Annotated in this window: 37 protein-coding genes; 29 read left to right on the forward strand and 8 right to left on the reverse strand. The window is 68.5% G+C overall.

From position 1 onward, the window contains the following. The first annotated feature begins 12 nt into the window (after positions 1-12). The 8 genes from ACWD02_RS15545 to ACWD02_RS15580 are packed head-to-tail and all read left to right on the forward strand — an operon-like array spanning position 13 to position 2,630. On the forward strand, positions 13-303 hold the full coding sequence (locus ACWD02_RS15545; protein WP_451209881.1) for a hypothetical protein: 291 nt from the start codon (positions 13-15) through the stop codon (positions 301-303). After that, on the forward strand, positions 300-503 hold the full coding sequence (locus tag ACWD02_RS15550; protein ID WP_451209884.1) for a hypothetical protein: 204 nt from the start codon (positions 300-302) through the stop codon (positions 501-503). Before ACWD02_RS15545 ends, ACWD02_RS15550 begins: the two co-directional genes overlap by 4 nt. After that, the gene (locus ACWD02_RS15555) at positions 500-727 is read left to right on the forward strand and encodes a helix-turn-helix domain-containing protein (protein ID WP_451209887.1); all 228 of its coding nucleotides are present in this window, start codon (positions 500-502) and stop codon (positions 725-727) included. Before ACWD02_RS15550 ends, ACWD02_RS15555 begins: the two co-directional genes overlap by 4 nt. Then, a complete protein-coding gene (locus ACWD02_RS15560; RefSeq protein WP_451209890.1) occupies positions 724-1,077 on the forward strand; it encodes a hypothetical protein in 354 nt (117 codons plus the stop codon). The genes ACWD02_RS15555 and ACWD02_RS15560 overlap by 4 nt, the downstream gene beginning before the upstream one ends. Beyond that, complete coding sequence (locus ACWD02_RS15565) at positions 1,074-1,232, forward strand: hypothetical protein (RefSeq protein WP_451209893.1); 159 nt, start codon at positions 1,074-1,076, stop codon at positions 1,230-1,232. Before ACWD02_RS15560 ends, ACWD02_RS15565 begins: the two co-directional genes overlap by 4 nt. Further along, positions 1,229-1,564, forward strand: coding sequence for a hypothetical protein (locus tag ACWD02_RS15570; protein WP_451209896.1), 336 nt, complete (start codon positions 1,229-1,231; stop codon positions 1,562-1,564). Before ACWD02_RS15565 ends, ACWD02_RS15570 begins: the two co-directional genes overlap by 4 nt. After that, positions 1,561-2,010, forward strand: a complete 450-nt coding sequence (locus ACWD02_RS15575) for a hypothetical protein (RefSeq protein WP_451209899.1) — start codon at positions 1,561-1,563, stop codon at positions 2,008-2,010. Before ACWD02_RS15570 ends, ACWD02_RS15575 begins: the two co-directional genes overlap by 4 nt. Continuing rightward, a complete protein-coding gene (locus tag ACWD02_RS15580) occupies positions 2,010-2,630 on the forward strand; it encodes a hypothetical protein (RefSeq protein ID WP_451209902.1) in 621 nt (206 codons plus the stop codon). Before ACWD02_RS15575 ends, ACWD02_RS15580 begins: the two co-directional genes overlap by 1 nt. Here ACWD02_RS15580 and ACWD02_RS15585 read toward each other — a convergent pair. The 8 genes from ACWD02_RS15585 to ACWD02_RS15620 form a co-directional block, all read right to left on the reverse strand. After that, a complete protein-coding gene (locus ACWD02_RS15585) occupies positions 2,627-2,815 on the reverse strand; it encodes a hypothetical protein (RefSeq protein ID WP_451209905.1) in 189 nt (62 codons plus the stop codon). The two genes, ACWD02_RS15580 and ACWD02_RS15585, sit on opposite strands and share 4 nt — an antisense overlap. 49 nt (positions 2,816-2,864) lie before the next feature. Then, on the reverse strand, positions 2,865-3,536 hold the full coding sequence (locus ACWD02_RS15590; RefSeq protein WP_451209908.1) for a hypothetical protein: 672 nt from the start codon (positions 3,534-3,536) through the stop codon (positions 2,865-2,867). Beyond that, positions 3,526-3,735: a hypothetical protein gene (locus tag ACWD02_RS15595; protein WP_451209911.1), complete on the reverse strand. Its 210-nt coding sequence runs from the start codon at positions 3,733-3,735 to the stop codon at positions 3,526-3,528. The genes ACWD02_RS15590 and ACWD02_RS15595 overlap by 11 nt, the downstream gene beginning before the upstream one ends. 203 nt (positions 3,736-3,938) lie before the next feature. Then, positions 3,939-4,319: a DUF6083 domain-containing protein gene (locus ACWD02_RS15600; protein ID WP_451209913.1), complete on the reverse strand. Its 381-nt coding sequence runs from the start codon at positions 4,317-4,319 to the stop codon at positions 3,939-3,941. Positions 4,320-4,577: 258 nt separating this feature from the next. Further along, a complete protein-coding gene (locus tag ACWD02_RS15605) occupies positions 4,578-5,246 on the reverse strand; it encodes a GIY-YIG nuclease family protein (RefSeq protein WP_451209916.1) in 669 nt (222 codons plus the stop codon). An 11-nt stretch (positions 5,247-5,257) separates the two neighbouring features. Next, positions 5,258-5,674, reverse strand: a complete 417-nt coding sequence (locus ACWD02_RS15610; RefSeq protein WP_451209919.1) for an NUDIX hydrolase — start codon at positions 5,672-5,674, stop codon at positions 5,258-5,260. After that, a complete protein-coding gene (locus ACWD02_RS15615; protein ID WP_451209922.1) occupies positions 5,671-6,309 on the reverse strand; it encodes an NUDIX hydrolase in 639 nt (212 codons plus the stop codon). The genes ACWD02_RS15610 and ACWD02_RS15615 overlap by 4 nt, the downstream gene beginning before the upstream one ends. Positions 6,310-6,476: 167 nt before the next feature. Then, complete coding sequence (locus ACWD02_RS15620; RefSeq protein WP_451209924.1) at positions 6,477-6,842, reverse strand: hypothetical protein; 366 nt, start codon at positions 6,840-6,842, stop codon at positions 6,477-6,479. Positions 6,843-6,953: 111 nt separating this feature from the next. Here ACWD02_RS15620 and ACWD02_RS15625 point away from each other — a divergent pair, with 111 nt between their 5' ends. The 21 genes from ACWD02_RS15625 to ACWD02_RS15725 all read left to right on the forward strand — a co-directional run bounded on the left by ACWD02_RS15625 (position 6,954) and on the right by ACWD02_RS15725 (position 17,560). Further along, positions 6,954-7,370 carry a DUF6907 domain-containing protein gene (locus tag ACWD02_RS15625; protein WP_451209927.1) on the forward strand — a complete coding sequence of 139 codons (417 nt, stop codon included), beginning with the start codon at positions 6,954-6,956 and terminating at the stop codon, positions 7,368-7,370. Next, a complete protein-coding gene (locus tag ACWD02_RS15630) occupies positions 7,367-7,594 on the forward strand; it encodes a hypothetical protein (protein ID WP_451210846.1) in 228 nt (75 codons plus the stop codon). Before ACWD02_RS15625 ends, ACWD02_RS15630 begins: the two co-directional genes overlap by 4 nt. Then, on the forward strand, positions 7,594-8,232 hold the full coding sequence (locus ACWD02_RS15635) for a DUF6919 domain-containing protein (RefSeq protein ID WP_451209929.1): 639 nt from the start codon (positions 7,594-7,596) through the stop codon (positions 8,230-8,232). The genes ACWD02_RS15630 and ACWD02_RS15635 overlap by 1 nt, the downstream gene beginning before the upstream one ends. 161 nt (positions 8,233-8,393) lie before the next feature. After that, positions 8,394-8,633 carry a hypothetical protein gene (locus ACWD02_RS15640; RefSeq protein ID WP_451209932.1) on the forward strand — a complete coding sequence of 80 codons (240 nt, stop codon included), beginning with the start codon at positions 8,394-8,396 and terminating at the stop codon, positions 8,631-8,633. Beyond that, positions 8,633-9,076: a Pycsar system effector family protein gene (locus ACWD02_RS15645; RefSeq protein ID WP_451210783.1), complete on the forward strand. Its 444-nt coding sequence runs from the start codon at positions 8,633-8,635 to the stop codon at positions 9,074-9,076. The genes ACWD02_RS15640 and ACWD02_RS15645 overlap by 1 nt, the downstream gene beginning before the upstream one ends. A 63-nt stretch (positions 9,077-9,139) precedes the next feature. Then, on the forward strand, positions 9,140-9,292 hold the full coding sequence (locus ACWD02_RS15650; protein WP_451209934.1) for a hypothetical protein: 153 nt from the start codon (positions 9,140-9,142) through the stop codon (positions 9,290-9,292). A 14-nt stretch (positions 9,293-9,306) separates the two neighbouring features. Next, the gene (locus tag ACWD02_RS15655; RefSeq protein ID WP_451209936.1) at positions 9,307-9,444 is read left to right on the forward strand and encodes a hypothetical protein; all 138 of its coding nucleotides are present in this window, start codon (positions 9,307-9,309) and stop codon (positions 9,442-9,444) included. An 89-nt stretch (positions 9,445-9,533) separates the two neighbouring features. Beyond that, entirely contained in the window at positions 9,534-9,680 is a 147-nt protein-coding gene (locus tag ACWD02_RS15660; RefSeq protein WP_451209939.1) for a hypothetical protein, read from the forward strand. Positions 9,681-9,700: 20 nt separating this feature from the next. Next, positions 9,701-9,862 (forward strand): pRL2-8, encoded by a 162-nt coding sequence (locus ACWD02_RS15665; RefSeq protein ID WP_451209942.1) that lies wholly within the window; start codon positions 9,701-9,703, stop codon positions 9,860-9,862. Between the two features lie 25 nt (positions 9,863-9,887). Further along, positions 9,888-10,193 (forward strand): hypothetical protein, encoded by a 306-nt coding sequence (locus ACWD02_RS15670; RefSeq protein ID WP_451209945.1) that lies wholly within the window; start codon positions 9,888-9,890, stop codon positions 10,191-10,193. Then, positions 10,193-10,609 (forward strand): hypothetical protein, encoded by a 417-nt coding sequence (locus ACWD02_RS15675; protein ID WP_451209948.1) that lies wholly within the window; start codon positions 10,193-10,195, stop codon positions 10,607-10,609. The genes ACWD02_RS15670 and ACWD02_RS15675 overlap by 1 nt, the downstream gene beginning before the upstream one ends. 10 nt (positions 10,610-10,619) lie before the next feature. Further along, on the forward strand, positions 10,620-10,826 hold the full coding sequence (locus ACWD02_RS15680) for a DUF4236 domain-containing protein (RefSeq protein WP_451209950.1): 207 nt from the start codon (positions 10,620-10,622) through the stop codon (positions 10,824-10,826). Further along, positions 10,826-11,167 (forward strand): hypothetical protein, encoded by a 342-nt coding sequence (locus tag ACWD02_RS15685; protein WP_451209952.1) that lies wholly within the window; start codon positions 10,826-10,828, stop codon positions 11,165-11,167. Before ACWD02_RS15680 ends, ACWD02_RS15685 begins: the two co-directional genes overlap by 1 nt. Position 11,168: 1 nt before the next feature. Next, positions 11,169-11,378, forward strand: coding sequence for a hypothetical protein (locus tag ACWD02_RS15690; RefSeq protein WP_451209954.1), 210 nt, complete (start codon positions 11,169-11,171; stop codon positions 11,376-11,378). A 22-nt stretch (positions 11,379-11,400) separates the two neighbouring features. Beyond that, positions 11,401-12,750, forward strand: coding sequence for a hypothetical protein (locus ACWD02_RS15695; RefSeq protein ID WP_451209956.1), 1,350 nt, complete (start codon positions 11,401-11,403; stop codon positions 12,748-12,750). Further along, the gene (locus ACWD02_RS15700) at positions 12,747-14,780 is read left to right on the forward strand and encodes a hypothetical protein (RefSeq protein ID WP_451209958.1); all 2,034 of its coding nucleotides are present in this window, start codon (positions 12,747-12,749) and stop codon (positions 14,778-14,780) included. The genes ACWD02_RS15695 and ACWD02_RS15700 overlap by 4 nt, the downstream gene beginning before the upstream one ends. A gap of 208 nt (positions 14,781-14,988) precedes the next feature. Next, positions 14,989-15,915 (forward strand): hypothetical protein, encoded by a 927-nt coding sequence (locus tag ACWD02_RS15705; protein WP_451209961.1) that lies wholly within the window; start codon positions 14,989-14,991, stop codon positions 15,913-15,915. A 27-nt stretch (positions 15,916-15,942) separates the two neighbouring features. After that, positions 15,943-16,128 (forward strand): hypothetical protein, encoded by a 186-nt coding sequence (locus ACWD02_RS15710; protein ID WP_451209964.1) that lies wholly within the window; start codon positions 15,943-15,945, stop codon positions 16,126-16,128. A gap of 14 nt (positions 16,129-16,142) precedes the next feature. Then, on the forward strand, positions 16,143-16,658 hold the full coding sequence (locus tag ACWD02_RS15715) for a hypothetical protein (RefSeq protein ID WP_451209967.1): 516 nt from the start codon (positions 16,143-16,145) through the stop codon (positions 16,656-16,658). An 11-nt stretch (positions 16,659-16,669) separates the two neighbouring features. Further along, positions 16,670-16,930 (forward strand): hypothetical protein, encoded by a 261-nt coding sequence (locus ACWD02_RS15720; protein ID WP_451209970.1) that lies wholly within the window; start codon positions 16,670-16,672, stop codon positions 16,928-16,930. 138 nt (positions 16,931-17,068) lie between these two features. Further along, positions 17,069-17,560 (forward strand): hypothetical protein, encoded by a 492-nt coding sequence (locus ACWD02_RS15725; protein WP_451209972.1) that lies wholly within the window; start codon positions 17,069-17,071, stop codon positions 17,558-17,560. Positions 17,561-17,788: the final 228 nt, after the last annotated feature.

The following is a 17,788-nucleotide window of genomic DNA, read 5'->3' on the forward strand; positions in this document are numbered from 1 at the left end:
GAGGAACCACCGATGCGTGATCCCGAGACCGACCGCCTGCTCCGCGATGTACAGGCTGCCGTCGTCGCAGCCCGCGAAGGAGGCGTCACCACCCGAGCCTGCATCTTCGACGCCACCACCGCAGCCGTCGACGTGCGCACCGCATGGCCCACACCGGAAGCCCGCCGAATCGCAGACAACGCCTGCCGCGCCATCGAACCGCCCGACGCCCAGGCTGGCCCGAAGCCTCCACCGCCGCCCGCTGCTGCGCGGGCGCTGTTCTGGCTCGCCAACCGCATTGCCGCGCGGAAGGCCAAGCCGTGACCGCCCGGCAGCCGGTCCGCTGGATGCCCGACGACCGGTCCGCCCGCCTCCTCGCCGCGTTCGCCGCCCACAAAGAACACACCCCGTCCGTGCTGCGCCGCGCCCTCGAACTCCTCGCCCAAGCCGACGGCATCGTCGACAGCCGGGGCCGCATCAAGCCCGCAACCGGCGGCAAACCCGCCCACAGGAGGACCACATGACCGCGATGGGGCAGCTGCGCCTGCACGTGGCGTCCGCGCTCGCCCTCTCCGGCATCAGCCAGGCCCAGGCTGCACGCGACCTCGGCCTCAGCAACAAACACCTCAACCAGATGATCACCGGCCGGGCCGTCCTCACCCTCGACTGGGCCGAACGCATCCTCGCCCTCTGTGGCATGCGCCTCGTCATCGGACTCGCCCTCACCGACCAGGAGGAGACGACATGACCAGCCCCGCCGACGAGATCCGAGCAGCAGTCGAGAAGCTGCGGGAACTAGTCACCAACCTCAGGGACTGCCGAGGCCCCTGGTACGTCGTGAACCGAGACCAGCGCCCCTACCCGCAGCGCATCGACAACATCGGCGTGCCCTACGTGGTCGCCAGCACCACCACCGACCCTAGCCACCCACCGACGATCGCCGACTGCATCTGCGCCATGCACCCCAGAGTCGGGGCCGCGCTTGCCGACTGGCTGGAGTCCTGGAACGGCACCACCCTCGACGAGACCGCGCCGTGGGCGCAGGACGCTGAGCACGCCCTCGCCGTCGCCCGCGCGATCAACGGCGGCCCGTCGTGACCGGCGCGATGGCCGTTGAGCCGTCCGGCCACTCCGACACCGACCTGATCGAGAACCCGCCGCCCGTCGTCAACCTCGACGAACGCGGCCAAGGCGCAGCCGTCACCAGCGCCACCACCGTGCAGCTCACCGACGAAGCGGGGGAGTGGCTGTGAGCTACGGCCCGACGATCGCCCAGATGCACAACCTCGCCGACCGGGCCGACCGAGGCCAGCTCGCCCCTGCCGAAGTGGCCCGGCTGCGTAAGGGCATCGACCGCTTCGGCCGCCGTAACGGGCGCGGCGGAGGCGTGGCCTGGGCCAACAAGGTCCGGGCCCTGCGCCGACGCCTCGCCGAACTCCACTACCCGGTGCAGCGCGGGCCGATCGCCGTGTGCGCCGAGTGCTCCGGCTGGAACGGACGCCGCTGCACCGGCCTCGTCACCCCATGGCCCTGCCCGACCCTCGACGCGCTCGACGATCTCTTCCCCGCGAAGGAGCCCGCATGACCGACACTCCAACACCCCCGCAGACGGCCACAGATGGCCGCGAGAGCGCCTCGGAGGCCCGTGAAGGCGCCGGGCGTCCTCAGGGCGGCTCTGAGGCGCCCACAGGTGCCGTGCAGGGCTCCGGCGGCGCCAGGCTCATAGGGGAGCCGCCCGCCGCCTACCGCCAGCTGATCGCCCGCCTGGAATCCGACCGAGCGCAGATGCTCGCCGCGGTCGATGCCACCACCGGCGACAAGGAAGAGCTGCTGCACGCCCAGGCCGGCATGGCATCCGGTTACCTCCATGCCGCGGCACTCGCTGTGCGGCTCTTTGAGGGCCCGGAAGCCGTAGCGCGATACCTGCTCGAACGGACCGACGGGCGGCACCTCACCGCCCACGACGGGCCGACGGTCGCCGAATGCGCCGCCGACGACAGGCGCTGGGGTCTTGAGAAGGAGGGCGAGTGATGACCAGCACCGACGACATCCTCAACCAGATCGACAACGCGCTGTACGACGCGGCGGTCGGACCCGACGCGATGCGCAGCCGGCCCACACCCGAACCCAGACCGCAGGTGTGGATCGCCCCCGTTGGTACGGACGTTGACGGAGACGGCTGGGAGCCGATCGGCCACGTCACCGACATCGACGTCAGGCCGGACGAGCCCGAAACCGCCGACCGTCCGCGTATCGCACTGTCCTGGGAGACCCGGCAACTCCTCATCGACCGCCTCGTCGACAATCAAGGCCTGTCCCGCATGGCCGCCCGCCACGCGGTCCGCACCGTCGAGCAGGGCCGCGACCACCGGTATGCAGACCTGGTCCGCTCCGAGGCCCGCGCCATCGTGGACGAGACCGTGCAGCGTATCCGCGACGCCGTGCAGCCCGGGTTGGAGGCAGCCGCAGCCGCCATCCGCGCCTTCGGTGAAGCCCTCAAGCAGGCGACCAGAGGCCTGCGCGACGGCGAGTGGGTCGACACCAACGGCGACCCCGTCGAGCCGTCCGAGCCGCCACGCCCGCCCCTCCCGCGGCGAGACCAGCGGCCCGCCTGGCAGACGCCCTACGGACCCCCGCAGAGACGGCGCTAGCCCCGCGACGGCACTCGGGCGGCCAGGTTCGACAGCAGCACCCCGGCCGCCTCCACATCCGCCTGGCCGCCACTCACCACCGCGGCCAGCACGTCGAGCACGTCATGCGCCTCGCCGAGCGTCAGCAGCGGCAGGAGCGGAGCCGGCGGATCGGCGGCGGTCGGGAGATCGGCGGAGAGGTCCATGGTCGGGGTAACGACGGCGGGGGCAGCAGGGGGACGGGCGGGACTCTGGCTAAGCTTTCTCGGCCGAGCGGTACCGGTCGACGAACCTGTCCACTGTGGCCGGGTCGCGGCGCATCGCCGCCATCAGCTGGTTCTTGCGGAAGCGCTCCCGCCCTGCCTCCAGGAGCTTCTCGTAACCGTCGCGTGCCTCGACGATCCGCTCGACGACCAGGAACTCGATCACGTCCTCCAAGCAGGGCCGGAAGCGTTTGCCGCCCACAGGGAAGTGCAACTGCGCCAGCGACCGACCCGGATCGCACTTCGGATCATTCAGGGTCCCGAACAGCGCCGACGACGCATCTACCTGGAGGTGGGCGTCTGGATAGCCATCGGCCTTGTCCCGCTCGTAGTCGTAGTGGAAGAGGCCGTGCTTGGCGTCCTTCGCCCCGAACACTCCCATGAAGGACTTGTGGACCATGAGGTGTTCGCGCTCCGCGTCCAGCCGCAGCTGAAAGCTGACGTCCATCCACATCTCGGCTTTGGGCGCCCGCGGCTTCAGATGGAAGCGCTGCGCCGTCAGTGTTCGCTTGTCGAGCAAGTGTCCGAGCATGAAAAGGCGGTCGTCACCCACCTGGAGTGCGACCGCCTTTATCTGTACGTGACTGGCGATGGTGCCGTTCAGGAGAGCTTGGATCTCCTTGGTGAAACCGATCGTCTGGTCACGGAGCTTGTCAGAGATCAAGTGCGCCGCCGATGGACACCCACAGGGACTGCGCCTGAGCTGAACTGAATTCGCGCTCGCGCGCCATGTCGCGCAGCTGCGCGTAGGTCAAGCCGAGCCTGTCCAGGGCCGCGTAGGCGGCCTCACGGAACTCTTCCTGCGTGACCTCGGTGATGACGTCGTCGTCGTGGTCGGCGTGCCGCTGTTCCTGAATGGTCATCTGAATCGCCCCTACCCCCCAGTAGCTTCTCGATGACAGTGTCCCCCAAGGGTCTGACACTCTGGCCTAGGCCACCAGACGCCGTCCACCCCGACGACACTCCTACCGAAAGGTTCCCCCTTTCGCGCGGCCGGCACCCACCCCGCTTGCCTATCTGTACGGATCCAGCCGCAACACGTTCGAACCCGCCAGACCCTCCACCGCTAGCCGACCTCCGGCAGTCCCGTGTCCGGCTCGCCGGGCGGCTCCGGCCCGCGCTCCGCCTTCCGAGCGTTCTCCTCCCGCAACGCCGTCAGCCATGGCCACAGATCCGGCAGGCCCTGCTCCGGGCACGCCAGCGCATGCTCAATCCGGCAACGCTGCACCCCATCCACCGGACACACCTCGTACAACGCCACCCGGCCATCCGACAGCTCAATCCACCGGTGCTTCGCCGGCACCAGATGAGCCAGCACCCGCATGCCCGGCTCCAGCATCCTCCAGTCGTTATCCAGGGTCCGTACCCGCTCCTGCGGCAACCCGCAGTGGATGCAGTTGAACGTCTGCCCGCGACCGATATGCCGCGCCCCCTCGCCAGAACTCATAGCGTGAGAGTGCAGGCCACCGCGGCACGCCGCACGGCGCGAACAGGACGGGGCATATGCGGCGCGAGGATCCGCACCGTGCACCCGAGTTGCATGGGGAACGGTTCCGGCCCGTCAGGCGCAGCCGTTGCGGCCGGACAGGCGCAGTAGACAGCACGACGCCCACGGCTTAGGCGACGGGACGCAGGGGGAAACGGATCAGCCACGAGGGCAGCCCGCTGTCGGCGTAGTGCAGCAGCGCGTACTTGTAGCTGAGGATTAGGAGACGCAGGTGCCAGAAGGGGCAAGGTAGTACGCGTCCGTCGCCTTGCTGATTTCAGTGACGGGGTCGGCGTCCCTGAAATCGAACCACTCGCCCTCCAGGCGCAGATGATCGAAGCGCTTATGTAGGTAGTCCTCCAGCTCCACACTGCCGCCGAACGACCACCTCACGTGCAGTTTGTGAGGGTGGCCTGTCTGGATCTGCCTGAGGCGTGATCGTGCGTTCTCCGTGGTGCCGATTTTCACGATGCTTGAGTCTCGCTCACCGATCGCATAGACAACGGCGCTCTGGCCGGGCGGTGGGAGAGGGGGGCGTGGTTCATCGATGGTCAGGTCATCCCAGCTGTTTGGTATGTCTGCCACTTCGAGGATCGTGAAGAACTCGCCGTTGGCGCGCCGGTGTCGCGTGCGACGCATGTACCCCACGGACTCCAACTCGGCGAAGATCCCGCGGATTGCGCGACGGCCTTCCCCGTGTGCGCCTCCCCGTGCGGCCCTTGCAGTCTGGGAAAGGTCATCGGCGGTGGCGTCCCAGTCGTCTGGCCGGGTGAGGATTTCCAGCAGGACCCCGCGCGCCGCATAGCTGAGGCGGTCGTCGAGTGCCGTGGCCAGGGGAACGACCGTCTGGACTTCATCCTGGGCTTGGCGGTAGATCTTCAGAGTCATTGCGGACCCTTTCAGGCGTCGTGCGGCAGCGCGCCGTCGAGGTATGCCTGAACGGGTTCGAACAGGCCATATGGCACGTAGTCCTTGATCTCCGAGTGGGCGACCCAGGCGACCGCGTCGAGCTCCTCGTCGTCCGCGACACGCGCCTCACCGTCCAGGACGCGAGCCGCGGTGTACGACATCAGGCGTCCCGTCTTCGGATGGACCCGCTCGCCGAGCAGCTTGATGGCCTCGACGGTGAGTGCTGTCTCTTCCAACGTCTCGCGCACGGCAGCCTGTTCGGCGGTCTCCCCGTCCTCGATGGCGCCCGCGGGGAACTGCCACATCAACTCGCCCTCCTTGACGGCACGACGCACCATGAGGACGCGGGCGCCCTGGACGATGATGGCTGCGGAGATGCCGGGCTTGTCGGTGGTCTGCTCGGTCATGCGATTGCCTCCAGGGCGACCAGAATCGGTGAATAGATCTTGTCGGTCGGGATGAACTTGCCCAATGCCTGTATGGGCACCCACGCGACGTCGACGTTCTCGATGACGTCGCGGTTCGTGGCTTCACCTGCGAGGAAGTCGCAGAGGTAGTAGCTGGCCATGACCCCTGTGACGGGGTGGAGACGCTCGCCGAGGTGATGGCGGATCACGCAGTGCACGCCGGTCTCCGAAACGGTCTCCTGTACCGCCACGTCTTCGGGCGTTCCGGTTGGCTTCACCATCCCTGCGGGGAACTGCCAGCGCAGGCTCGCGTCGCCACGTCGGCAGACGAGGAGCACCTCCTCCCCGCGTGTCACGACCGCGATTGCAACACGCAGCGCCTGGGCCTCCGCCGCTCGATCGGCAGGCCGACACAGGAGCGCGAACCTTCGGCGCACAGCCTCACCGGCCCTCTCGTAAGCGGTGTCGAGGATCTGTTGCATCTCAGCTCGCGGCACGATCTCGGGATGCGCGTGCCACGAGGCGACCGTGCGAATGGCGATGCCCAGATGCTCGGCGAACCCCTCATTCGTCTTGCGGAGCGCGGCCTGCAGATTGCGTGCATGCTGGCCTGTCCACGTGTCGACCACTTCCACTATCTGGCTCCCGCCGTATTGAGGCTGGCCTGATGCATTGGGAGCGCATCGCGGGTGCATCGGTGCTGGGTCGAGTGCCTTCGGGGTGCACTCGCCGTACATGCCGCAGCTGAGGCCGTGCGCGTTGACTCAATGCCATGCCGACCCCATCCCCTGTGAGTGCTCCGCTAGTCGCCAGCCTTGGCGCTTCGCACGGTCCGTTCCCGGAGCGGCGGCACGCCTGCCTCATTGGCGATTCGGCGGATGTGATTGCGGTCGTAGGGGCTGTGGTCGGCGACTTGTCCCGGTCGCGCGTTGCGCTCCATGAGGTGCTTGACGATCGCGGAGTGGAGGGCGTCGCGTGCCTTCTCGCGTGCCGCGTCCGCCTTCTTGTAGGCGGACGTGAGCGCGTCGAGTTCCTTCAGTGCGGCTTCTTCGCGAGCCCTCTCCTCATCGGTCATTGGCCGATCATCCCACATCAGGTTGCAACTGACAGGTGCAGGACCGAACGGATTCAGACGAGTATGTCGATGCCCTTGCGCATGCTTCATCATGTTGCAACTATAGGTGTCATCGAGTCGGAGCAACAGACACGAAAAAGCCCCGCCCGGTGCGGACACACCGGAACGGGGCGATGGTTCGGACCACTGAGAGGACCCGGAACCATGGCCACAACCGTACAGCCCGCCGTACTGGCGGAAGTAGCTGAGATTCCCGCCCCCCGCCTTTCCCCCGCCCTCATCAAGGGCGCGCGGATCTACGTCGAGTGCCCGGAATGGTGCACCGTGGACCACGTCGCTGAGAACGAGAACCACGTCGAGGACGTGTGGCACGGCGGTGAGTACGCCGACCTCAACGTGCCCCGTATGAACAGCAAGCCGGACCTGCTGGCCTTCGCCAGGATCGGCATCGACCCCCTCGCCGCCGACCCCGACATGCGCGAAGCGTTCGTCATGGTCGACGACGGCGGAACTGACTTCTACATGAAGCCCGAGCAGGCCGAAGAGTTCGCCGACAACCTCGACGCCTTCGCCGCCCGCATCCGCGACATGGCCCGCACGGCGAGGGGGACGGCATCATGAGCACGGCAACCCCGACCCTGAGCCCTGCCGATGAGGCCGCCCACGAGCTGGCCTCCTACGTCCGCCCCCGCACCGTGCTTGAACGCTTCCCGGCCGGTGGCCCGCGTGGCTCCTGGCCGGCGGAGGACTTCGCCCGTGCCCGCCGCATGGAGGGTCAGCCCGCGGAGGTCGTCATGGATCTTGCGTCGGACGCGTTCCTGGTGATCGTGCGGGGTGCGTCGTGATGTTTGCCCGCCTCCGCAAGATCCGTGCGGACCGTCGCCTGTGGGCTGCTGCGCAGTCGTTCGCCGAGCTGGGTGAGTTGATGGCTCGCTGGCTTGAGGGCGACTTGTCGGTGTGGCCGGGCTACGCCCCCGGATACGGGCCGGACGATGAGACCTCGGAGCTGATCCCTGTGCTGGCTGCGGCGAATCGGGCCGGGTTTCTGACGGACCAGTCACAGCCCGGCTGTGACGGGCCCGGTTTCGACGGGGCGCGCTGGCAACAGCGTGCCGCCGTGTCCGGCCTGGTTGCCGATGTGCGGTTGCTGTCCCGGATCCGTCGGGTCTGCGAGGACGCGGGCCTGCTGGTGATGCTGTTCAGCCCCACTCAGGGCCTGTGGTCGCACGAGGTTCCGGTGTCGTTCCGCGACGGTGTGACGGTCACGTCGTTCGGGCGTGAACTGTCGGCGCGTGAACGGCGGTTCGTCTGGCGGGGTATCGGCCGGAGCGTCATGGCTCAGGTTGTGGATGCCTGGCAGGTCACGATCATCGACCTGGAGGACGGCCGCAACGACCGGCTGTGGCCGGCGCTCGCCGAGGCGCTTCACCCTGCCGCCCCTTCCCCGTTGGCGCTGGTTCTGCCACTGCGCCGCACCCCCTGATCTGGTCGCGGGCTGCGGGTGCCACATCCCCCGAGCCTCGCAGCCCGCGACCTCCAAACCCCGGCTTCTGTTCGGGTCGGTGGCCGCCGGTGTCCCCCTCGCCGGCGTCCTCCCGCCCGTCCAGCAACCACCGTTCCCTGCGTCCTTGAGAGGACCCCGCTATGTCTCCGTTCCTGTCCGACGCCGACTATGGCGTCACCGAGCTCGGCCGGAAGGCCCGCGCCGCCGTCACTGTCGCCGAGGCGGATGACGCCTATTCGGCGCATGTGATCGACGAGTTTCTGGCCGCCCGCGCCGAGAGCCGGTTCGACCTGATGCAGCTGATCCGGGACCACGCTGAGGCGATCGACCCGGACCTGCTGGCCGAGCTCGACGGCCTCGACTACCCGGCGGCTGCGTGATGTCGGGGGTGTCGACGGCTCGCGCGGAGGCGCAGTCGCTGATCGCCCGAGTGGACGGTAAGGCGTCGCTGCTGCTGGCGTTCGACGGGGTGGCGCTGGCTGGCCTGTGGACGGCGGGTAGGGGCGTCGGCTTGTCGGCGATCGCGTTCGGTCTGGCCGTGGTGGCGGGTCTCCTGTTCTTCGCCTCGATCGTGGTTGCCCTGCTGACGGTGCGTCCACGGCTCGGGGATGGCCGGTCCGGCTTTCCGCTGTGGGCGCGGATGGCGCCGTCGGAGGTTGAGGCGGCCTTGTCGGTGGAGTCCGAGGGCGCCCATGTGGTGGCGCTGTCCGGGATCACTGTCGCGAAGATGGCCGCCTTCACGCGGGCCGTCGACCTGACGCTGGCCGGCCTCGGTGCGGCCCTTCTTACCGCGGCCATCCAAGCGGCTGCATCCCTGCTCTGACCCGTATCTGACTTCTACGCACTGATCCATCCCTCACCAGCCAGCCCACCGAAGGAGACCCGCATGGCTCGCAACGAATCCCGCGAAGAGTCCGACGACCGCAACCAGGACGAGGAGGAGCAGGAGCAGCCCGGCCAGAACACGACCGTCGTGTACGGCAACCACTTCGGCATCAGCGGCGGCGTGCACCACGGCGACATCAACTTCAAGTTCTAGCGAAAGGAACCGCCATGCCTGACCCGCAGATTGACCTGACCAGCCCGGAGAACGTCGCAAAGGGCCAGGAGGTGTACGCCCGCATCGAGTCCGGCGAGTGCACCGACGTCACCGCGGAGTTGGACGAGGTCTACGGCAGCACGGAGAGCTGACCGGCTGCCCGCCGGGCCCGTCTCGCACGGGCCCGGTCGAGGGGAACCGCAGTCAGCGACTTCCGACCCTCCGTCGAAAGGACCGCACCATGGGCAGGATCAGCGATTTCTTCCTCGGATCCGAGGAGCAGCGGGAGCACAACGGGACCTTCAACAACGCCGACACCGACCCGGACAGCCCTGAGTACCTGGCCTCGCACGACCGGGTCATCGAGGCGGAGAAGGAGCGCGGCTGACCACCGAGAGGAGCCCCGCCATGGGCCTGTTCGGTATCCCGTCGTGCCCGCCGGGCCAGTGCCCGCAGTGCTGGCAGCACGCCTACGACAAGAACGCGCACAAGGGGCTCGGCCCTCGCGAGGACTGCCCGGCGTGCCTGAACCACCTCGCCACCAACTGCAACGGCTTCTACCGCAAGTAGCCCATCCATCTGAGAGGAGTCCACCGTGCACGCCTATCTGATCACTGCGAAGCCTGGCCGGCTGGCCCGTGCTGCGGCGTGGGCGGGCCGGTGGGCTCTGAAGGGTCTGGCTCTGGCCGTGATGTGCGGGCTTGGCGCCGTCGTGTTTGCGGTCCGCTGCGCCCGCCCGGTCCTCAACTACTGCGCGACCCGGGCCGCCTGGCTGGAGCTGTGGGCTGCCTCGCGCACCGGGATTGGCCCGCTGGGTGCCGCTTTGGGTGCCGGGCTGACCGACGAGTTCGTTCGCGAGTTCCACAAGGGCCGGGCTCGTGCGGCTGCTGGGGGTGCCTGATGGACCGGCTGCCGTACCTGGTCGCGGACTGGATCGCCTTGTGGCGGGACCTTCCGCGGTACCCCCGGCAGGTGGTGCTGAACCGCGGGCACAGGGTCGTCGGGGCGCTGACGATTCTCCTGGCGCTGCTGGCGGACTCGGTCCTCGGCCAGCCGTGGACAGCTGTTGCGGCCTGGGCGGCTCTGGTTGTGCTGGGTCCGAGCAGCCTCGTCGCATTCTTGGGGTCGATCGCCCACACGTTGTGGTCGCGCGGCTTCGTTTGGACGGACCTGGACTGCGAGGTCTGCGGGGACGGCCCCGGTGGCGGAGATGGGGGAGGCGATGACGATCCGGGGCCGGATGTCCCGGACGGCGATGACGACTTGATCTGCGAGATCACCGAGTACCTGACCAAGCACACCACTTCGACTGTCTGAAGGGACAGCCATGCCGCTCACGTTCCGCAAGAGCTTCCGGATCTTCCCCGGCGTCCGGCTCAACATCAACCGGCGCAGCTGGTCGATCACGTTGGGCGGCCGGGGAGGACCGCGCCACACGATCTCGTCGACCGGACGGCGCACCACGTCCATGGATCTTCCGGGGCCGCTCGGCTGGAGGAAGACCACCACCCGACGCAGCCGAGGAGACCGCTGATGTCGCTGCTCACGCTCCCCCCGTTCCTGACCCGCCGCAAGGAGACCGCCGTCGAGCCCGCCATGTCTGAGCCGAACGTCCTGATGCAATTCCTCACGCGGGGTGGCGCCTCTGTCGAGCTCTACGAGAAGGCGTGGACGGTGCACCGGTACGCCACCCCTGGCCGATCGGCCCACGACTTCGACCGCACAGGCTTTCAGTGGATCTGCCGTGGCTGCGACGCAGGCGGCCGGGATCGCGAGCTGGGCTGGGGTTACGCCGAGAACACGCCTGTCAAATCACGCGACGAGGCCAACGCCCACGCCGAGAAGTGCCGGGCGATGCCGAAGCCGGGGGCGTGACGTGCAGATCCTCGGCTTCCTCACCCGCCGTTACACGCCCGCCCAGTTCCTGGCACTGCTGCTCCCGTCGCTGATCGTGCTGATCGCCGTGCACTTCGCGGCGCTCGGCCTCGGTGCGGAGGAGCAGGTGGCGGTGGCCGTCAGCTTCCTCGTCTCCGTCGCTGCGGCCTTCCTCGCCACTGTCGCCGTCAACCGCCGCGTCCGCGCCTGATCCTGAAAGGACACCGCACGCCATGACCGTCAGCCCGCCCCAGATGAACGGCCACAAGCGGCCGACCATGCCCGTGATCGGGGACTGGCGGCCCGTGACAGCCGAACCCCAGCCTGTCGAGGAGCAGCGCGAACCCGAGCCGGCGTCGGCCGTGAAGGCGGATGCCATTGCTGAGGCGGAGGCCGCGGCGATCCGTGCCCGCAGCTACGCCGAGACCGAAGCCATCCGTATCGCCGCCGAAGCCGAAGCGAAGGCCAAGGAGATCAAGGCGATCGAGGAGGCGCGCAAGCTGAAGCTCGCCAACGACCGCGGCGAGGCCCGCTTCGAGGAGGAGCAGGCCGCCCGTGCAGCGCGTATCGCCAAGGCCAACAAGGATCGCGTCGACGCCGAACGGGCCGAAGCGGCAGCCGCCGAGCAGGACGAAGCCGACAAGAGGGCCATGGAGGAGGCAGCCGAGGAGATCTCCGTCGCCGACGGGCGGTGGCGCAGGTATGCCCTGAACTTCTACCGCGTCTGCGCGATCGTCGCTCTGCCCGTGCAGCTCAACGCTTTCTATGACCGTGACGCCCTCTGGCTGATGGCGGCCCCGCTGATGCTGGAGGGCGGCGCCTGGGTCGTCCAGAAGGGCGCCGCGTCCGCTGTCGCGCACGGCCGCCCGGCCTGGCACTACCGGGTGATCGCCTGGCTGCTGGCCTTCATCGCTGCGGGGATCAACCTGTGGCACGGCCTGAACGCCTTCGACCCCGCGACGGCCATCGGGACGGCGTTCGCATCGATCGCCGGCCCCGGCGTGTGGGATCTCCACGAGCACGGCCGGATCCGCAAGCGGGATGGCGTGCTGACCCGCCGGGAGCGCAGGGATCAGGAGAAGGCGGCGAAAGCAGCGGCGGGGCGGGAAGCCGCCGAGACTGCCCGCCGCCAGGCCGCGGAGAAGGCGGCGCAGGAGGCCGAGAGCCAGGCTGCGGCGAAACTCGCTGCGGACCGCGAGGCGACGTTCCCGCGAGTGTGGAAGCACGCCCTGGCGATCGCAGCAGCGGTCGGCGAGACCACCGTCACCGAGCAGGTGTGGCGGCGAGCGCACCTCGACATCGAAGGCACGGACCCCGGCGAATCCGCCGAGACGATCCGTGCCCGCAACGCTGCCGCGAAGCGCGTCGAACTGGCCCGCACCAACAGCTCCGTGAACGGGGCGAGCAAGACCATGAACGGCCAGCGTGCGATCCAAATCAAGAACCCCCGCACGCGCTCCTCATACAAGCCGGTTCCGCCGGTCCGTCAGCCCGGTGATACGCCCCGCTACCACGAGGCTGCACGCCGCGCGGCAGGCGAGACGAAGCGCCGCTCCAACGACCGTGAGAGGGAGCAGCGATGAGCCTCGACCAGCGCCAGCAGCTGCCTGCCGACTGGGACCTCGACAAGATCGTGCCCGGGGAACTCGTCGACCCAGACGGCATCGAGTTCGGGGACGAGGACGACATCGCTCCCGGCGTCGTCGCCGTGTACGAGCCGCGGCCCCCGGTCCTCCGTCAGGTCGGCAGCGCGGCGATGACCGTCGCTGCGGTCACCGGCCGCGCGGTCGGCCTCTCCGCCCGCGGCACGGGGACCATGCTCGGCTGGTTCGGCACGGGTGTACGCGCGGTGTCCTATCTGGGCTGGCGGTACGTGCGCGGCCACGACCTTCAGGAAGTCATGGGCGGCATGCAGAAGACCGCCGACTGGAACAAGGTCAAGACTGAGCGGCATTCGCGCTGGAAGTTCCTCGGCTGGACGGCAGGCGGCGCCGGGGCGCTCAACCTGTCCGGCTGGATCGCCCTCATCACCGCCGGCGGCATGGATCCGGTCGGGATGTCCATGGCGATCCCGCCCACCGGATCAGGTCTGATCGTCGGCGGCGCCGTGACCGCGTATGGCCGCTACCGCGCCAACCGGCCCGACATCCCGGCCGGCGAGTTCATCGCCGAGCAGGACGACCCCGACTCCGACGAGCCGTTTGTGCTTGCCGTCTGCCAGTCCCCGGGCATGGTCGAGGACTGCGTGTCCCGGGCGCTTGCCTACGAAGGCATCGGTACCCGCAGCGTGCGGGTGCTCGGGTTCCGTGAGTGGGGCTGGGAGATCGACGTGATCCTGAAGGGGTCAACGCCCGGCAAGGTCAACGCGGCGGCGGAGCAGCTGGACGCCCACTTCAACATCAAGTCCGGTGGCACCCTCATCGACCCGGATGCGCAGGAAGCGGCGCACATCGTGCTGCGACTGATCACCGCGAACCCGTTCGCGAAGATGCCCAAGCCGGTGGTTCACGCCCCGAACAGTCTCGACATCACCGACCCGCACAACTTTGGCTACTGCATGGACGGGTCCGCCCTCGACCTGATCCTGGAGGGCCTGCGGATCCTCGCGGTCGGCGTCTCTGGAGCGGCGAAGACCACCGGTGTGCTGCGCGACCTGGCCGAGGTCATCACCGCCTGCCACAACGCGATCGGCCTCGACCTTGACCCCGTGAAGGACGGGCTGCGCGAGTTCGAGGGCGTCATGGCCGTCCCGCCTATCCGCGGCACCAAGGCGTGCGAGGAGTGGCTGGCGAACCTGGTCAAGATGGCCAAGGGTCGCAATTTGGTCCGTAACCGGCTCCGCATGGGCGATACATGGGTGGCCACCCGCGAACACCCGGCGATCTTCCCGTTCGTCGACGAGTACATCTACCTCAGCCCGCGCGGCAAGGAACTGTTCATCGAACTGCTGCGCCTGGCCAAGCAGTCCGGCATCTTCCCCGTTGCCGCAGGCCAGGACGCCACCAGCGACGCCATGGGCGATGCGATCGCCGACTCCTTCACCCTGCGGATCATGCTGGCCGCGCGATGGGACGACATCCGCATCGTCTTCGGCCAGGGCGCCGCCGCCAAGGGCTACCGGCCCGACCGTCTCGTGCCCGCCCAGAACAAGGACATCAAGAACGATGCAGGCCAGTCCTACATCAAAGGCCCCGGCCTGGACCGGCCGCTGCTGTACGGGTGGAACGAGCACTCCCGCAGCAACATCGAGCAGGCCGTCAAGGACCGCGTGGCCGCGGGCCGTCCGTGGTTCGACCGCGACACGCTCGCCGCGGCCGGGCTGCTGCACCTCGCGGGCGACGGGGCTGCTCGCGGCCCGGTGCCGGGCGACCGGCAGATCGTGGTGGATGCCATCGAGGTGATGGCGGATGCAGAAGTGGAGCGGATCCGGCCCGAGCCGCTCGCGGAAGCCCTCACTCGGTTCGACCCCGACACCTATGGGGCCCTGACCGTTGCCGATCTGCGCAAAGCGTTCCGGGACGTCGGCGTGGGTGCCCCGGTGCCGATCGGCGACATCGACGGGCTGACCAACCCCCGCGGATACAAGATCGACGCGCTGACCGCTTTGACCTAGAAAGTCCACTGCTCGCGAGGCGCTCGGCACTGCTCGACCGCAGGTCACAGCCGCTCGACCAACTGCTCGGCCAATTGCTCGGCGTGAGCCCGAGCACCCCGCGAGCAGCGGGCCGAGCGGGTGTGACCTGCAGTGGAGCACTAGCGAGCACCTCGCGAGCACTTCGCAAACCATCACTAAACGATCGACCCGTAGAGGAGCCCCATTCATGCCAGCGAAGCGCAAGCCGGCCCGCCGCACGACCACTTCGCGCGCCCGCAGCACCGCGACGCGGCGCCGGACCACCACCACGCGCAAGAAGACGACCACCCGCGTCCGCGTCCCCCGCAGCGGCCCGATTCACGCCCGGCTCGGCGCCTGGATGGCACTCAAGGCGGCCGATCAGATCGTCACCCACAAGGACACCGTCCGCGCCCGCCAGGACGCCGCGATCCTCCGCGCCACCCACGAAGGCTGCACCAAGTGCGGCGGCAACGGACAGATCTTCACCAAGGGCAAGGACGGCAGCTTCACCGGCTCCAAGCCCTGCCCTGCCAGCCCCACGAAGAAGAAAGTCTCCAAGTGGGCGATCTACAAGAGCAGCCGGTTCGGCGAGGCTAAGAAGACCGGTCTCGTCGGTTGCTCCTGTCCCTGTGGCTGGAAGCAGAAGCCGCGCTTCCGCGACGCCAAAGAAGCCACCAAGGCCCTGCGCACCCACGAGAAGGCGAAGCACGGCGGGAAGACCGTCGGCGGCGCCTGGTACGCCCAAGCCTCAGAAGCAGCCATCCAAGTAGCACCGGTCACCATCCAGAAGAAGAAGGCGGCACCAAAGGGCCGTCCGCCCGCGAAGAGCCCGCGAGACATCAGCGACCACGAGATCCACAGGCCGCCCAGCCCCTACGACCCCAATGATCCGCTGATGGAACACCGCCGCAAGCCCGTCAGCAGCGACCCCGACGAGAAGAACCAGCACTCCGGGCTCACCGACCACGAATGGGTCACCCAGGACAAGGACCGCAAGGCGATGCCCGGCGAGTGCCCGAAGTGCTTCGGGACTACCTACCGGTTCGTCCTCAATGCTGACGCCACCACCGACTACGACCGGCAAGTCGTCATCCGGTGCGGCTCCTGCACCGGCGGACGAGTCGCGGCCTGATACCCGGCAACGGACCAAGGAGACCCCGTGAAGAAGACCTACGACTTCACCGCCCAGGTCAGCAACGGCAAGCACCACGACGGCGAATGCGCCGGCACCGTCAAGGCCGGAAGCGAGGCCGAAGCCCGCACCGCCGTAGCCGACAAGATCCGCGAGGACGGCATCCGCAAAACCAACCGCCCCTGGACCGCCACCAACATCCAACTCACCTGAGGAGACCCACCGTCATGACCAGTCCGCAGCCCCAGCGGCACCAGGTCCACGCCGCACCTGCGGCTGGACAGACCGAGCCCACCGGCATCCCACTGTCCGACTCCGTCCTCAAGGCGGCCGTCAACGACGTGATCCGGCAGACGTACTTCCGCGACGACAGCCCGACCCCGGTCATCGGAGACGCCCCGCCTGTGGCCCAGCCCGGCATCCCGCCCATGGACCCGCGCATCACCCAGATCGGCCGCCTGTGCTTGTACGCCGGCTGCGCAACCGTCCCTCCCGGCCTGGTCGCCAGCCTCTTCCTGTGGTCGAGCGGCCACGCCGACCCGGAAGCCCTCAAGTGGGTGGCCATCGCGATCGGTTGCGCAGGTGTCCTCGTCATCGCGGTCGGCCGGGCCGCGAAGCGAATCATGAGCGCCGCCCCTCCACCGCAACCCGAGATCCACAACCATGGCCCCGTCTACCAGGACCAGCGCAACGTCCACACGTCGACCCGCGGCGTGTGGGCCAAGACCAACAACCAGCAGTGAAGGAGAACCTCATGGCCACCCCCGCCGCGCTGAAGGAGCGGGCCGTCTACCTGACGACGGAGACCGACAAGGCGCTGCGGGCCGGCGCGCCCACGAGGCAGCTGCAGGAAAAGCAGCAGGGCGCAGTCGACGCCGCAATGGCCGCCGGCGTTCCCCTGTGCGAGATCAGCATCGAGGCCGACGAGCGGTTCATCCAGCACATCCGCGACTGCCAGAACCCCGACCACCAGCCGACCCTCGACGAGACCGGCGACCGCGCACCCGCCGCCTGACCCGCACGACGGCGCCCCCTCCGCATGCAGCGCGGAGGGGGCGCCGCGTTGACCGTACCTGTCGAACAGATCTGCAGTGCAACCCTGCCCCGTCTCCACGTGTCCATCACATGCGGACGACCAATCTCTGGGGGGACCATGACCACTGAATTTCCCGCACAGCCACCCGTGCCGCCTGCCGCACCCCCCACCGCAGTGACGGGCAAACCGCGCAGCCCGCTCGCCGTACTCCTCGCCGGCGTGGCTATCGGCGCCGCACTTGTCGGCGCGACGTGGGCCATCACCGCCAGCCAAGGCTCCGACGAACCGTCCACGTTCACCCTCAAGGGGAAGTTCACCCTCACCGAAGACGCCTTCGACATTGATGGCGACTGTGCAGGAACGGGCGGCTACGACGACATTCGAGAAGGCACATCTGTCACCGTGTACGGCGCATCAGGCGACGTCCTCGCCACCGGCCGTCTCGGGGACAGCAAGTCCGTCACCTACGGCACCTGCACCTACAAGATTGCCGTCGACGACGTACCGAGGGGCGAGAAGTTCTACAAGGTCGAGGTGTCGCACCGCGGCACGCTCCAGCTGACTGCGAAGCAAGCCGAGGACGGCGAGCTCGCCAGTACCCTCGGCTAGCCAGACACGACAGGGCCCCGGTCGGTTTCCCCGGCCGGGGCTTTCGTCATGCGCGGTACGGCACGGGCCATCCAGCGATCGTCGGTGACCTGCCGGGGCAGCAGCGCGGGCTCTAACCCGAGCTGGGTGCACAGGAGTTCTAGCGCCTGCTGGCACTCCCGCTGGGTGTCTGCGTGGACTCCGTAGCGGACGGCCATGAAGTGAGTGTGACGGGGTGGGTGGGGTGGC

This window comes from Streptomyces sp. NPDC002853 (genome assembly GCF_053591915.1).

What these genes read in the sequence shown, in the direction of transcription:
- ACWD02_RS15545 (WP_451209881.1), top strand. Translation starts at nt 13, where the DNA reads ATGCGTGATCCCGAGACCGACCGCCTGCTCCGCGATGTACAGGCTGCC.
- ACWD02_RS15555 (WP_451209887.1), top strand. Translation starts at nt 500, where the DNA reads ATGACCGCGATGGGGCAGCTGCGCCTGCACGTGGCGTCCGCGCTCGCC.
- ACWD02_RS15560 (WP_451209890.1), top strand. Translation starts at nt 724, where the DNA reads ATGACCAGCCCCGCCGACGAGATCCGAGCAGCAGTCGAGAAGCTGCGG.
- ACWD02_RS15575 (WP_451209899.1), top strand. Translation starts at nt 1,561, where the DNA reads ATGACCGACACTCCAACACCCCCGCAGACGGCCACAGATGGCCGCGAG.
- ACWD02_RS15580 (WP_451209902.1), top strand. Translation starts at nt 2,010, where the DNA reads ATGACCAGCACCGACGACATCCTCAACCAGATCGACAACGCGCTGTAC.
- ACWD02_RS15585 (WP_451209905.1), bottom strand. Translation starts at nt 2,815, where the DNA reads ATGGACCTCTCCGCCGATCTCCCGACCGCCGCCGATCCGCCGGCTCCG.
- ACWD02_RS15595 (WP_451209911.1), bottom strand. Translation starts at nt 3,735, where the DNA reads ATGACCATTCAGGAACAGCGGCACGCCGACCACGACGACGACGTCATC.
- ACWD02_RS15600 (WP_451209913.1), bottom strand. Translation starts at nt 4,319, where the DNA reads ATGAGTTCTGGCGAGGGGGCGCGGCATATCGGTCGCGGGCAGACGTTC.
- ACWD02_RS15605 (WP_451209916.1), bottom strand. Translation starts at nt 5,246, where the DNA reads ATGACTCTGAAGATCTACCGCCAAGCCCAGGATGAAGTCCAGACGGTC.
- ACWD02_RS15610 (WP_451209919.1), bottom strand. Translation starts at nt 5,674, where the DNA reads ATGACCGAGCAGACCACCGACAAGCCCGGCATCTCCGCAGCCATCATC.
- ACWD02_RS15620 (WP_451209924.1), bottom strand. Translation starts at nt 6,842, where the DNA reads ATGATGAAGCATGCGCAAGGGCATCGACATACTCGTCTGAATCCGTTC.
- ACWD02_RS15625 (WP_451209927.1), top strand. Translation starts at nt 6,954, where the DNA reads ATGGCCACAACCGTACAGCCCGCCGTACTGGCGGAAGTAGCTGAGATT.
- ACWD02_RS15630 (WP_451210846.1), top strand. Translation starts at nt 7,367, where the DNA reads ATGAGCACGGCAACCCCGACCCTGAGCCCTGCCGATGAGGCCGCCCAC.
- ACWD02_RS15635 (WP_451209929.1), top strand. Translation starts at nt 7,594, where the DNA reads ATGTTTGCCCGCCTCCGCAAGATCCGTGCGGACCGTCGCCTGTGGGCT.
- ACWD02_RS15640 (WP_451209932.1), top strand. Translation starts at nt 8,394, where the DNA reads ATGTCTCCGTTCCTGTCCGACGCCGACTATGGCGTCACCGAGCTCGGC.
- ACWD02_RS15645 (WP_451210783.1), top strand. Translation starts at nt 8,633, where the DNA reads ATGTCGGGGGTGTCGACGGCTCGCGCGGAGGCGCAGTCGCTGATCGCC.
- ACWD02_RS15650 (WP_451209934.1), top strand. Translation starts at nt 9,140, where the DNA reads ATGGCTCGCAACGAATCCCGCGAAGAGTCCGACGACCGCAACCAGGAC.
- ACWD02_RS15655 (WP_451209936.1), top strand. Translation starts at nt 9,307, where the DNA reads ATGCCTGACCCGCAGATTGACCTGACCAGCCCGGAGAACGTCGCAAAG.
- ACWD02_RS15660 (WP_451209939.1), top strand. Translation starts at nt 9,534, where the DNA reads ATGGGCAGGATCAGCGATTTCTTCCTCGGATCCGAGGAGCAGCGGGAG.
- ACWD02_RS15665 (WP_451209942.1), top strand. Translation starts at nt 9,701, where the DNA reads ATGGGCCTGTTCGGTATCCCGTCGTGCCCGCCGGGCCAGTGCCCGCAG.
- ACWD02_RS15675 (WP_451209948.1), top strand. Translation starts at nt 10,193, where the DNA reads ATGGACCGGCTGCCGTACCTGGTCGCGGACTGGATCGCCTTGTGGCGG.
- ACWD02_RS15680 (WP_451209950.1), top strand. Translation starts at nt 10,620, where the DNA reads ATGCCGCTCACGTTCCGCAAGAGCTTCCGGATCTTCCCCGGCGTCCGG.
- ACWD02_RS15685 (WP_451209952.1), top strand. Translation starts at nt 10,826, where the DNA reads ATGTCGCTGCTCACGCTCCCCCCGTTCCTGACCCGCCGCAAGGAGACC.
- ACWD02_RS15695 (WP_451209956.1), top strand. Translation starts at nt 11,401, where the DNA reads ATGACCGTCAGCCCGCCCCAGATGAACGGCCACAAGCGGCCGACCATG.
- ACWD02_RS15700 (WP_451209958.1), top strand. Translation starts at nt 12,747, where the DNA reads ATGAGCCTCGACCAGCGCCAGCAGCTGCCTGCCGACTGGGACCTCGAC.
- ACWD02_RS15705 (WP_451209961.1), top strand. Translation starts at nt 14,989, where the DNA reads ATGCCAGCGAAGCGCAAGCCGGCCCGCCGCACGACCACTTCGCGCGCC.
- ACWD02_RS15715 (WP_451209967.1), top strand. Translation starts at nt 16,143, where the DNA reads ATGACCAGTCCGCAGCCCCAGCGGCACCAGGTCCACGCCGCACCTGCG.
- ACWD02_RS15720 (WP_451209970.1), top strand. Translation starts at nt 16,670, where the DNA reads ATGGCCACCCCCGCCGCGCTGAAGGAGCGGGCCGTCTACCTGACGACG.
- ACWD02_RS15725 (WP_451209972.1), top strand. Translation starts at nt 17,069, where the DNA reads ATGACCACTGAATTTCCCGCACAGCCACCCGTGCCGCCTGCCGCACCC.